Annotated in this window: 9 protein-coding genes; 8 read left to right on the top strand and 1 reads right to left on the bottom strand. The window is 38.0% G+C overall.

Features of this window, described 5'->3' with window-relative positions:
• The first annotated feature begins 113 nt into the window (after nt 1-113).
• From CXF89_RS06185 to CXF89_RS06165, 5 genes are all read left to right on the top strand, one after another.
• Entirely contained in the window at nt 114-1,781 is a 1,668-nt protein-coding gene (locus CXF89_RS06185; RefSeq protein ID WP_024593969.1) for a methyl-accepting chemotaxis protein, read from the top strand.
• 120 nt (nt 1,782-1,901) lie between these two features.
• Entirely contained in the window at nt 1,902-2,435 is a 534-nt protein-coding gene (locus CXF89_RS06180; protein ID WP_231611873.1) for a MarR family winged helix-turn-helix transcriptional regulator, read from the top strand.
• A gap of 117 nt (nt 2,436-2,552) precedes the next feature.
• Nucleotides 2,553-3,302, top strand: coding sequence for an RIO2 family protein (locus tag CXF89_RS06175; protein ID WP_007584826.1), 750 nt, complete (start codon nt 2,553-2,555; stop codon nt 3,300-3,302).
• Between the two features lie 314 nt (nt 3,303-3,616).
• Nucleotides 3,617-4,969, top strand: a complete 1,353-nt coding sequence (locus tag CXF89_RS06170) for a magnesium transporter (RefSeq protein WP_007584828.1) — start codon at nt 3,617-3,619, stop codon at nt 4,967-4,969.
• A gap of 55 nt (nt 4,970-5,024) precedes the next feature.
• Complete coding sequence (locus CXF89_RS06165; protein WP_024608225.1) at nt 5,025-6,086, top strand: DUF21 domain-containing protein; 1,062 nt, start codon at nt 5,025-5,027, stop codon at nt 6,084-6,086.
• A gap of 32 nt (nt 6,087-6,118) precedes the next feature.
• On the opposite strand, the gene CXF89_RS06160 is transcribed toward CXF89_RS06165, so the two are convergent.
• Nucleotides 6,119-6,724 carry a TIGR04211 family SH3 domain-containing protein gene (locus CXF89_RS06160; RefSeq protein ID WP_007584830.1) on the bottom strand — a complete coding sequence of 202 codons (606 nt, stop codon included), beginning with the start codon at nt 6,722-6,724 and terminating at the stop codon, nt 6,119-6,121.
• Nucleotides 6,725-7,018: 294 nt separating this feature from the next.
• On the opposite strand from CXF89_RS06160, the gene CXF89_RS06155 reads away from it, so the two are divergent.
• The 3 genes from CXF89_RS06155 (at nt 7,019) to CXF89_RS06140 (ending at nt 11,993) form a co-directional block, all read left to right on the top strand.
• Nucleotides 7,019-8,542, top strand: a complete 1,524-nt coding sequence (locus CXF89_RS06155; protein WP_007584831.1) for a CYTH and CHAD domain-containing protein — start codon at nt 7,019-7,021, stop codon at nt 8,540-8,542.
• Between the two features lie 423 nt (nt 8,543-8,965).
• On the top strand, nt 8,966-9,775 hold the full coding sequence (locus CXF89_RS06145; RefSeq protein WP_121954090.1) for a phosphate/phosphite/phosphonate ABC transporter substrate-binding protein: 810 nt from the start codon (nt 8,966-8,968) through the stop codon (nt 9,773-9,775).
• A complete protein-coding gene (locus CXF89_RS06140) occupies nt 9,762-11,993 on the top strand; it encodes an ATP-binding protein (protein WP_121954089.1) in 2,232 nt (743 codons plus the stop codon). The genes CXF89_RS06145 and CXF89_RS06140 overlap by 14 nt, the downstream gene beginning before the upstream one ends.
• Nucleotides 11,994-12,016: the final 23 nt, after the last annotated feature.

Raw genomic sequence — 12,016 nt, 5'->3', positions numbered from 1 at the left:
CCACCAATTTTTTTATTTACTATGCTTTTAAACCCAATAAAACAATGTAAACAGCCGTAATTTAATTTTTGGCTATTGTCGCTATATATGCATTTATATACCCCGGAGAAATAATGAGTAATTTAAGCTTGAAAAACAAACTGTTGTTATTAGCTATATTGCCCTTAATGCTACTTTTGATTAGCTTGATGCTGAGTTCTTATTATTTAGAGAATAAAAATCAGCAACAAAATTTTGAAGCATTTCAAACTAAACTAATAAGTGACAAACAAACGTTGCTAAGCACCGAGGTGGAAATTGCCAGTAAAATTGTGCGCTATCAAATAGCAAATGGCTCTGAGCAAGATGCTAAAAACGCTTTAAGAGATTTAACATTTGGTCAAGGCGGTTACTTTTTTATATACGACACAAATGGCGTTAGTGTTTTTCATGCATTATTAGGTGATGCTATTGAAGGGCAAAACAAAATAGGGATGACTGACCCTAACGGTAAAAAAATAATAGTGGGCTTATTAGATCAAGCTAGAAAAGGCGGTGGCGCTTTTAACTATCATTTTCAAAAACCAAATACCACAGGCTTAGTTGAAAAAATGGGCTATGCAGCAATGATCCCAGGTACAAACTGGATGATTGGTACTGGCGCATATATGGATGATATAGACGCAGAACTACTTAAATATCAAACAGCAATGCAAGAGCACATGAATGATAAGGTAGTGACCTTATTGCTAATTGCTTTATTTTGGGTTGTGTTAACTATTGTATGTGCGTTAGTTGCCGCAAATACAATGGTAAAACCAATACAGCGCATGGCGCAAAGCCTTGACGACATTGCTAAAGGTGAGGGCGATTTAACCAAACGTTTAGATATTGATACTAACGATGAAATAGGCCAACTTGGCGAAGCATTTAATATGTTTGTAAGTAAGCTACATGGCATTATTGCCAATGTGGTTGATGTAACACACGATGTAAAAACAGCCTCTAGTGATATAAATACACAAACACGATTAATTGAAGACAAACTACTTAATCACAATCATGAAACAGACCTTGTTGCGACGGCTATTACCGAAATGTCGGCTACTTCTCATGAGGTGGCTCAAAATACGAATCAAGTGGCAGAGTCAACCCAAGCGGCAACGCAAGAAGTTGCTAAAGCTCAAGAGTGTGTTGATATTTCACTCAGTGAGGTGTCTAACCTAATGGGCGAGATAAACCTAGCCGCAGAACAAGTTGATTCACTCAGTGATCAATCTAAAAAGATTAATAGTGTACTAAGCGTAATTGGTGGAATTGCCGAGCAAACAAATTTACTTGCACTTAATGCTGCAATAGAAGCTGCACGAGCAGGTGAGCAAGGGCGAGGGTTTGCTGTTGTTGCTGATGAGGTAAGAAGCTTAGCAAGTCGTACTCAAGTTAGCACATTAGAGATTAGTGAAATGTTGAGTGAGTTACATAATTTAGTATCAGATGCAGTTGCAGCAATGCAAGCGAGTCAGAATAGTTGTAATCGCTCAGTAGAATCGTCTCGTGCTATTTCAGAAAGTTTAGGTGCGGTAACAACCTCAGTTAGATCAATTAACGACATGAGTACGCAAATTGCGACAGCGGCGCTGGAGCAAAGTAGCGTTACAGAAGAAATAAACCGTAATGTATTTGCCATTCAAGAAATCGTTAATGAACTAACTATTTCAAGCAAAACTACCTCTTCGGTAGGCCAGCATTTAGCTGCGCGTGGTGAAAACTTAGGCCAGCTTGTTGGCCAGTTTAAAATTTAACAAAGTTTAAAGCTTTACAGTAAAAGCCGCTAATAGCGGCTTTATTTTTGTGGCTTAGTTTTAGCTGCTTAGTTTTTATAAAAATTATTGAATTTTTTGTATGTGTTAAGGTCTATCAGCATGCAAATATACCTATACAGTGGAATAACCATGCAAAACATGCCATCAATTAAACGTTGTACTCGAGAAGAGTTAGCGCCAGAGCAAGACTTGGGGCGTTTAGTGTCTTTTTTACGCTCGAGATTAGCCATTCATGTTGATGCCAAGTTACTTCCTATGGACTTAACTTCTGCGCAATATATTGTGGTTGTACTACTTGCGAGAGAGTCGGTTAATACGCTTGCAGGACTTTGTGAGTATATGGTTTATGATCGTGGCGCTATGAGCCGCTTACTAAACCGACTTGAAGAAAAAGGACTCATTATTAAAACGCAATGTGAGCTTGATAAGCGCTCAACTATTTTGTGTTTAAGTGAAAAAGGTAAAGCTCTTTGTCCAGAAATAATGCCTGTAGTAAACGAAGTCTATGCTCAAGCATTAAATGGTTTTTCAGAGCCAGAAAAAAATCAAATAATAGACTTATTATTTAAAGCTATAAATAATCTAGATACATTACCCGAAATTCCCCCCACAAATAGATTATCAATAAAATAGCGATACTGTTTCAACAGAAAGTTAGCGTGCTAATTAGTTGATCTGATTGTGCGTAGAATCTAACTTTGATAATATAGTTGCCTAGGCAATTAAAGTTATCATCTTGTTAGGTTTGTTATGATTGAAAATAATTTGTTAGTACAATTACAGCAGCAATATCCAGAACATACTTTTATGCAACATCACTTAAGTGTTGTCCATAAGGGACGTTTTGCTAACGCGATTGTGTATCGATATAAAGATAATGAATTTGATTTAATTGTTAAAGATTTTAGCCAAAGCCCGTTATTTATCCGCAAAACATTTGCGCGACTATCGGTAAATCAAGAGTATAAAGGGTTGAGCCGCTTAGCAGAGCTTGATGCAGTTGCTAACCGCTTTTGTAGATTGTCGCCGATAGCGGTTGCTTATAACTATATTGAAGGCACGCCACTGCGCGCTTTAATTCATGAAGATAAAACGCTACCAGTAAGCTTTTTTAGCGAGCTTGAGCGTCAAGTAGCAAAAATGCATCGTAAAGGCATCGTGCATTTAGACTTGCGTAATATGGGTAACATTTTATGTGGCGCAGACGGTAAACCTTATTTTATTGATTTTCAGTCCACTATTAGCTTTTCACGTTTTCCGCGCTGGTTGCAACGCTTTATGCGAGGGTCTGACATGTCAGGTGTATATAAAGCATGGAATAAATTGGGTGAGCAACCTCTACCACAAAAAAAGCAAGACTATTTAGAGCGCTTTAATCACGTGCGTAAACGCTGGATTTTTAAAGGTTACCCAATACAGCGTGGCTATGCGTGGGGCGCTGCACTTATTACTCAATTTGTAGATTCAGACTTAGTACGAAATATTACTGATAGACTTTAATTTAAAGCACAAACCGTAATTTAAAAACACCTAATTCATTGTGTGATTTTGCCCATATTAGCCTAGCTAATATGGGATTTTTTTTATTATAAGTAATCCCTTTGGTTTGCTTACTTGTTGTTTAATCCCTCAAAAACAATTCCTTTTACTGTTTTTTTAATTTTTTAAAATAAATATTAGTACTGCATTTAGTTTGCCCATACAATGCGCAAAAATAGCTTGCGCATGCTTAATAAGTTCACGTTTTTTCTGCAATTTTTTATTGTTCAAGTAGACTATAAATAATGTGCGCTTTTAAATTTTAAGGTTTTAAGATGATTGAGTATCCGGTAGACCAACTTCCACAGCTCATAAATGATTTATTGCAATGCGATACAACAGAACGCAAAAATAAATTATTAGCAGATGCGCAGTTAACGCTTTCAACAGAGCACCTGTCATTACTTTTTGAGGCGATACCAAAAGAACAACGACTTGAAATTTGGCAGTTGCTTGACGAAGACACGCAACACGAAATTTTTGTTAATTTAAGTGAAGATAGTTGCTTGTGGTTGCTGCAAACACTAGAAGACACTGAGGCTTTTAAACTTCTTGATGAAGTTAATGTAGAAGAGCTACTGGAACTTGAAGAAGTTATACCAGAGCGATTTGTTGAGTATGCAAAAAAGCAACTCGATGAAGCGCAAACCAAACAATATGATTTAGCGCAGCAATACCCGCCAGAACAACTTGGTCACTGGTTAGGTTTTGACTTTTTAAAAGTATCGGAGAAGCTAACAGCCGGTGGTGCTAAAAAATTGCTACATAAAGGTTTACCGCAATACAGTGAAGTTATTTATTTAGTAAGCCGCAAGGGTAGTTTAATAGGTGAGGTTGCGGTAAATGATTTAATAAAAGCCAGCGACACCGATAACTTAATGACATTGGCAAATCATGACTTTTCATCGCTCCATGCTGATGATGATTTATATGAAGCGGCAGAGGTGGTGATTCACAGTGAAAAAATGGCACTGCCAGTGGTTAATGCTGATAACAAATTACTTGGGCGATTAACCATTGCCTCAGCGTATGAATTACGCCAAGAAATTGCTGATGAAGCTGCCGCTAAAGCCGGTGGTTTACGTGAAGACGAAGACCTGTTCGCAAGTGTGCGAAAAAGTGCTAAAAACCGTGGTATATGGTTAGGTATTAACTTAGCTACTGCCTTTTTAGCGTCTTGGTTCATCGGTTTATTTGGCGCAACTATAGAACAGGTTGTAGCACTAGCTGTATTAATGCCAGTGGTTGCTTCTATGGGCGGGATCGCAGGTAGTCAAACATTAACCGTTATTGTACGTGGTTTAGCGCTCGGACAGGTTACAGATTCAAACCGTAATGCGTTGCTTAAAAAAGAGCTGCGTGTTGGCGCTGTAAATGGCTTGGTATGGGCGTTTGTAATAGGCCTGCTTACCTTCTTATGGTTTAACGATTTAATGCTCAGTATTACGATTACGGTAGCCATATTATTGAATTTAGTGGCCGCGTCACTAGCAGGTGTTGTTATTCCGTCTATTTTAGACAAAATGAAAATTGATCCTGCGTTATCTGGTTCGGTAATTTTAACTACCGTTACCGATATTGTTGGGTTTGTTACCTTTTTAGGTTTAGGCAGTTTATTGCTTTTATAAGCCTTATACCAATTCGCTTAATTAAGTGAATTGGTATTACTAACAGGAAAATACAATGACCTTTGAAGTCATGATTTGGTGTGCAATTGCTTTGTGTATTTCACAATCGGCAATATTTTCGGGCTTAAACTTAGCGTTTTTTTCACTAAGTAGGCTTCAGCTCGAAATGGAAAGTGCAAAAGGGAACGAGGCGGCCATAAAAGTGATGGCCCTTCGAAACGACTCTAACTTTTTATTATCGACTATTTTGTGGGGCAACGTAGGTATTAACGTACTACTTACACTACTTTCTGATTCGGTATTAATGGGCGCAAGTTCGTTTTTATTCTCAACTATCGCAATTACTATTATTGGTGAAATAACACCGCAGGCTTATTTTTCGCGTAATGCGCTAAAAATGGCGAGCCTACTTTCGCCGTTAATTAAGTTTTATCAGATTCTGTTTTATATAGTTGCTAAGCCAACGGCTTTAATTCTCGATGCATGGTTAGGTAAAGAGGGGATTACGTACTTTGCTGAAAGTGAGCTCAGAGGTATTATTCGCAAACACATAGAAGCAGAAGAGGCTGATGTTCAGCACGTTGAGGGAATAGGCGCGCTTAACTTTTTTAGCTTAGATGAAATAAGCGTAACCAAAGAGGGTGAGGTAATTGATCCAGACTCTATTATTGCTTTGCCTACTAAGCTTGATTTGCCTATTTTCCCAGACCTTACATTAACGACTGATAATGAGTTTTTACGAAAACTACATAAGTCAGGTTATAACTGGGTGATCATTACCAATGAAGACGGTTGGCCTTTATTAGTGGTAGATGCTGACGGCTTTTTACGTTCAGCCTTGTTTGAACCAGATACGTTCGACCCTTATCATTATTGTCACAGACCTATTATTGTTGCTGATGAAGCGATGCGCCTGAGTGAAGTTATTTTAAAAATACGGGCTAGTCATTCTTTAGATAAATCGTTTGATGGGGCCATTGATCACGATGTGGTGTTAGTGTGGAGTGATGTGAAGCGCATTATTACCGGTGCTGATATATTTGGTCGGTTACTCAAAGGTATGAGTGCACCAAAACTCGAACTGCATGAAAATACAGAAAATAAAAAGCCGCTATAAAGCGGCTTTTTTGTATTCAATAGAAAGGAGGATTATGCCCAGCCTTCGTAGCGCTTACGACGCGACAACACTATCGTTAATATAATACCTAAAAACAGGCCTAAAAACGCAATAGCACCACCGTAAGTAAGTAGCTGACGTTTCTCTTTTGAGCTAGCAGCTTCTTTTTGGGTGCGCTCTTGTTCTAGTGTCGTTTTAAGCTTAGTAATTTGGGCCGATAACTGCAGGTTTTGATCAGTTAAAGTTTGGTTTTGCTCTTGTAGCTGCGGAAGTTCTATTTGAGCTTGGCGCAGGTTTTCTTGCATAGTGCTCATTTCGCTACTTAGTGTTTTGTACTGTTGGTGTAAGCCTGCCGTTTTGGTAACAAACTTAGTTTCTATCCAACCTTCGCGGTCTTTATCATCTTTAATTTTAATAAAGCCGTTTTCTTCAGCAGATAACAAGGTTAACTTTGTTCCAGCATCTACAGAGCCGAGTAGTCGATAATTCTTACTCGCACCAGAGCGCATAAAAGTATATAAATTATCGATAATATAAGCGGTGTTTGCATTAGTTGAATTTGCAGGTTTTGCTTCTTCTGCATAACTCATAAATGTGGTGGCTGTTAAAAGTAGCCCTAATAAACAATGTTTTAGCATTTATCTACCTTGTTGATCTAACTGCGTCCGTTATGAACGTGATTTTCATTTCACATAAGTAGTTAGATAGTATGGATTAAATAGCTCAATAGCAAGACTGATATTGTAACCCAGTAGCAGTTACCTAGCCCACTAGGTTACAAACCTCGCCCCGCGATTAAATTGCCTCTAGATAGAACGAATTTTAATCCACAAAGGTCAACAGGCACTAAAATAAGGCTAAAAAATTTGCATTGTTAGTGTGCTTTGTTTATTTTGAGCACTTATTTATTTTAAAGGTAATCCGCAAACCGAATGGATACTGAGATAGAACTGAAATTTTTGGTATCAGATGCCGTTATTCCACTGATCCCCTCGTTAATTACTCAATTTGCAAAAACGGTGAAGAATAAACCGTCACGCAGCTTACAAAATGCATACTACGACACGCCAAGCCGAGAGCTTAGAGCGCTTGACATAGGTTTTAGAACTCGCTGTTCTGACAGCGAATGCGAGCAAACTATAAAGCTTGCCGGTGAAGTTGTAGGTGGTTTACACCAACGTCCAGAGTACAATTTACCAATTGAATCAAGTCGCCCTAATTTAATGGCGTTTGATGCTGATATTTGGCCTCATGGCATGCAAATAAGCGCAATCTCAAAAAACTTGTATCCAATATTTAGTACTAACTTTATTCGTCGTACTTGGTTAATTGAAACCGAAAGTGGCGCTAAAATTGAAGTTGTACTCGATAAAGGTGAAATTGCGGCTTCGGGTAAAATTGAAATTATTAGCGAGCTTGAAATTGAGCTTGTTGAGGGCAGTCGTAATGAGTTGTTTGCGTTTGCAGATGTACTGGTTAGCCAGAACTGTATCCGTTTAGGATTATACTCTAAGGCCGCGCGTGGTTATCGCCTTGCAGATGAAAAACCTTTAACACCAAGCAAATCTATTGGTTTTGTTCAATTACCAAAGTCGACTACCCAAGAGCGTGCTTTAGTTGAAGCCATGAACTTTGGTATTCGCTTTGTGCAAAAGCATGAGCAATGCTATTTCGATAAGCCAAGTTTAAAAACGCTTAAACGCGTAACTGACGGCATTAGCCTAATACGCCATACTTTTTGGCTGTACGACGATATAGTATCCAAAGAAAGTACAGAACATTTACGTACAGAGCTTAAATGGTTATTAAGCGAATTAGCGTGGGTAGAAAACGCGATTCAATTAAAAACGTACACGTCTAAACGCCATGCTTTTTATAAAAAAATTAATGCTGCTCCAGCACTTACTCAAGTCATTGGTGATTTAAAAGAGTTACAGCCGAGCATTGACGATATAAATGCACTGTTTCATAGCGCGCGTTATAATCGTTTATTACTGTCGTTAACTACGTGGTTAATTGATAAACAGTGGCGTAAAGATTGGGGGCAAATAGAGCTTCAAGCGGCTGAGCAAAACGTGTCGTCTATTGCGAGTCGGCTTTTTAATAAAGACTGGAAAAATCTGCACGAATTACTGCCTAAAGAACAAACACTCGATGTCGCTTCGTATTTAAACCTGCGCACTCAACTTGAAAATAGTTTACTGAGCGGTAACTGCTTAGGATCGTTATTTGATAAAGAAGAACGCCTAGAGTTTAGATTGCCTTGGCTTGATATTTCTCATGGTATTTATGAGTTAAGTACGCTTGAGTATTTAAAGCAGTTATGTGCTGGGCAAGAAGACGAACAGCTTGCTAAAATCCAGTCATGGCTTGAACAAAAGTCTGAATATTTGGTTAGTGCGATGGAGCAAAGTCGCCTTGCTTCATTTGACATAGAACCTTACTGGCAAAAATAAATGATGCACTTTTGTAATGAAATTCAGTTACAAAAGTGCTTATCCGTTATTTTTTAACTCGTTATTTTTAACACTTACGCTGAGCCAACATGGCATTTGTATAAAAACAAAAATGGCGTAAGTGTGTATTATCAAAGCCACAGTGATAATATTTTTGAAGTAAAAGCGCAGATGAGCGAAATACCAACCAGCTTTGCCTCATGGATCAATCCCTACTTGGCTAATCAATAAAGCCGGCCTAAAAAGTACTTACGACATCTTTATTAATTTACATCATATGCTCACACATAAAAATACACTCCAAAACTACCTGTAATCAAAGTAGGTCAGTGCTAAATATCGAATATATAATAATTTTATGGTGTGTTGGGTAGTCTTTAACTACGCTTAAGCAATAATGACACGCTATTATTTGGAGAATTGATGAAGTATTTAGTGGCTATATTATGTTTGATGCACAGCTCACTCTTATTGGCTCAAGAATATACTTTTGGTGTAGTGCCGCAATATGAGCCGCAAAAGCTAAATGCTATTTGGCAACCTTTGTTAAAGCAAGTAAGTAAGCAAACAGGGGTATCAATAAAGCTAATTACAGTTGAGTCTATTCCGGTATTTGAAAAAGCCTTTGCTAATGGCGACTACGACTTTGCATACATGAATCCATGGCACAGTGTTGTAGCATATGAAAAGCAGGGATATTTGCCACTAATAAAAGATGCAGGGCGAAAGCTGCAAGGTATTTTGCTCGTAAACAAAGACAGTAATATTGATAATTTAAGCCAACTAGAGGGCGCCGAAATAGCATTCCCTGCACCTAATGCATTAGGTGCGTCATTATTAATGAGAGCCGACTTAGCATTGTTATATGGGCTAACAATAAAGCCTGTATATGTTCAAACCCACCCTTCGGTATATTTAAATGTAGCACTGCATTCAACAATGGCGGGCGGTGGTGTAATGGGCACATTTAAACAACAACCAGAAAGCTTGCAAAATAAGCTTAAAATTCTTTATAAAACGCGTGAAATTAGTCGCCATCCAATTGTAGCCCACCCAAGGGTTGACCCTACAATACAGTTAAAAGTGCAACAAGCTATTTTAGATATTGGCCAAAGCGCAGAGCATAAACATTTACTTGCAGGTATCCCAATTATTAAACCTAGTATTGCAACTTTAGCAGAGTATCAGCAGTTAACTCAGTGGGGCTTGCGCTCATTTTATGTTGAAAATTAGAGGGTTTCGTAGTCTAAGGGCGCAAAGCTTTATTGTTGTATTGCTTTGTGGCTTGCTTATGGCCTGTCTTTTTATGTTTTACGCCTTACCTGAGCAAGCGCGTTGGGTAAACGATGGGCTTTCAAAGGCTGCTCAGCGTTCTTTAGCGCAGTTATCGACTTCTATAACGACTCCGTTGTTAACTAGGCAGTATGCAGAGCTGTATGAAGAAATAGACAGCCAACTCCAAACTCGCCCTAATTGGAAAAGTATTAAAATTGTTGATGTGGATTCAAATAACCAATTATACCCGCTTGAAAACTGGGTTGGAGCAAATGAAAACGGCGACATGTTGTTATCTCAGCAGGTGGTGTTTTTAGATAAACCGCTGGCTAATATTAGCTTGGTTGTTAATTTTACGAATGAAATAAACGAATCTTCAAAACTTCATTACACCTTAATATATATACAATTTATTATTTTAGTTATCGTTTTTATAGGTTTAGCTTGGCTGGTGGATTACAGGGTTACATCGCCTTTGAGGACGTTAAAACGGGGGTTTTCACGTTTAGCCAAAGGTGACTTTGATTGCCATATAGATAAACAACAACAAAATGAAGTAGGCAGTGTAATAAGTGCATTTAATAACATGGTTGATGAGGTTGCTAATAACCATCAAAAATTAAATGTATTACGAATTCAAGCTGAGTCAGCAAGTAAAGCAAAGTCAGATTTTATGGCCAGTATGAGCCACGAATTAAGAACCCCGTTAAATGCAATTTTAGGCTTAGCCCAACTGTATGGATATGATGAAAGTGCTAATAAAGTACAAAAAGAAAACGCGAAAAGCATTTATCAAGCTGGAGAACATTTACTATTACTTATAGACGATGTACTTGATTTAACGGCTATTGAGTCGGGTAATATGCAGTTTAGTTTTTCTTATGTGCCTATTAAAAGCATATTAGAGGAGTCAGTAGAGCTCGTCACTGAGCTTGTTAAAGGGCAATCAATAACACTGCATACCCAAGGTTTCGAGTCCTTAGAAGGGTTGAGTATTTACATTGATCAGCGCCGCTTTAAACAAGTGATGCTTAACTTGCTTTCAAATGCGATTAAATACAACAAGCCAAATGGCAGCATTAATATAAATTGCCGCGTGTTAAGTAATAAACAATGCGAAATAGATGTAATAGACACCGGATGTGGATTTGATCCTGATGACATTTCTCGCTTATTTAAACCTTTTGACCGTTTAGGAGCTGAAACCAGTAAAGTGAACGGTACGGGTATTGGTTTAGTGATAACTAAGCAGCTGGTAGAGCGTATGCAGGGTTCTTTAAGCGCGCAAAGTGAGCAGCACAAAGGTTCTTGTTTTACACTAAACTTTAACAGCTTTGATCAAACTGACTTGCCAGCACAAGTGCAAGTACCTCAAATAATACTGCAAAGCTTAGATACAGTAACTCTTCCTACGCTTGAGGTTTTAGTGGCAGAAGATCAGGTTACAAATCAGCAAGTATTAAAACAGCAATTAACCATGCTTGGAGTGTGCTCTACTTTTGTAAGTAATGGGGAACAAGCCTGGGAAACTCTGCAAAGTAACCATTTTGATATTTTGTTAACCGACATTCAAATGCCTTTACTCGATGGGTTAGGGTTAGCCAAAAAAATACGCGAAAACACTCATTTTGATAAACTTATTATAATTGCAATTACGGCCAACATTACCAAAAACAATATAGATAATTGTTATGATTGTGGAATGAACGGCTTTTTAACCAAGCCCATTGAGCTTGTTAAATTAAAATCGCTGTTGATGGAACACTCTCAAACAATGGTTAGTACATGTTCAGATAAATCTGATAGTGAAAATATAGCTTCAGATAGTTTTGATCAACTAGATATCACGTTATTAAAAGCAATGCTTGGTGATGATCCTACTGTGCACTGCATGGTGTTTAATGCGTTTTTACAAACGGCAGGGGAGCAAATTAAATTAGCTAATGCGTATGCTAAGAGTAAAAATTATGTTGATTTGGCTTTTCAGGCCCATGCCTTAAAGTCGTCGTCAAAATCGGTAGGGGCTATTAAACTGGCTGATATATGCCAGCAGATCGAAACGTATGCAGAAAATGAATCTATTGATAACAATGAAATGCAAAGTCTCGAGACCTGCTTCAACGATGTAGTAACGCAACTTAAAAGCTATTGTTTACGATATGAAAAACGCACATAAAAAATGGCTCATAAAGAGCCATT

Source organism: Pseudoalteromonas sp. MelDa3 (assembly GCF_002863625.1).
In the GTDB taxonomy this organism is placed as follows: Bacteria; Pseudomonadota; Gammaproteobacteria; order Enterobacterales; family Alteromonadaceae; genus Pseudoalteromonas; species Pseudoalteromonas arctica.
The sequence above is the reverse complement of the archived record's forward strand: the minus strand, read 5'-3'. Positions and strand labels throughout refer to the sequence as shown.

What these genes read in the sequence shown, in the direction of transcription:
- CXF89_RS06185 (WP_024593969.1), top strand. Translation starts at nt 114, where the DNA reads ATGAGTAATTTAAGCTTGAAAAACAAACTGTTGTTATTAGCTATATTG.
- CXF89_RS06180 (WP_231611873.1), top strand. Translation starts at nt 1,902, where the DNA reads ATGCAAATATACCTATACAGTGGAATAACCATGCAAAACATGCCATCA.
- CXF89_RS06175 (WP_007584826.1), top strand. Translation starts at nt 2,553, where the DNA reads ATGATTGAAAATAATTTGTTAGTACAATTACAGCAGCAATATCCAGAA.
- CXF89_RS06170 (WP_007584828.1), top strand. Translation starts at nt 3,617, where the DNA reads ATGATTGAGTATCCGGTAGACCAACTTCCACAGCTCATAAATGATTTA.
- CXF89_RS06165 (WP_024608225.1), top strand. Translation starts at nt 5,025, where the DNA reads ATGACCTTTGAAGTCATGATTTGGTGTGCAATTGCTTTGTGTATTTCA.
- CXF89_RS06160 (WP_007584830.1), bottom strand. Translation starts at nt 6,724, where the DNA reads ATGCTAAAACATTGTTTATTAGGGCTACTTTTAACAGCCACCACATTT.
- CXF89_RS06155 (WP_007584831.1), top strand. Translation starts at nt 7,019, where the DNA reads ATGGATACTGAGATAGAACTGAAATTTTTGGTATCAGATGCCGTTATT.
- CXF89_RS06145 (WP_121954090.1), top strand. Translation starts at nt 8,966, where the DNA reads ATGAAGTATTTAGTGGCTATATTATGTTTGATGCACAGCTCACTCTTA.
- CXF89_RS06140 (WP_121954089.1), top strand. Translation starts at nt 9,762, where the DNA reads ATGTTGAAAATTAGAGGGTTTCGTAGTCTAAGGGCGCAAAGCTTTATT.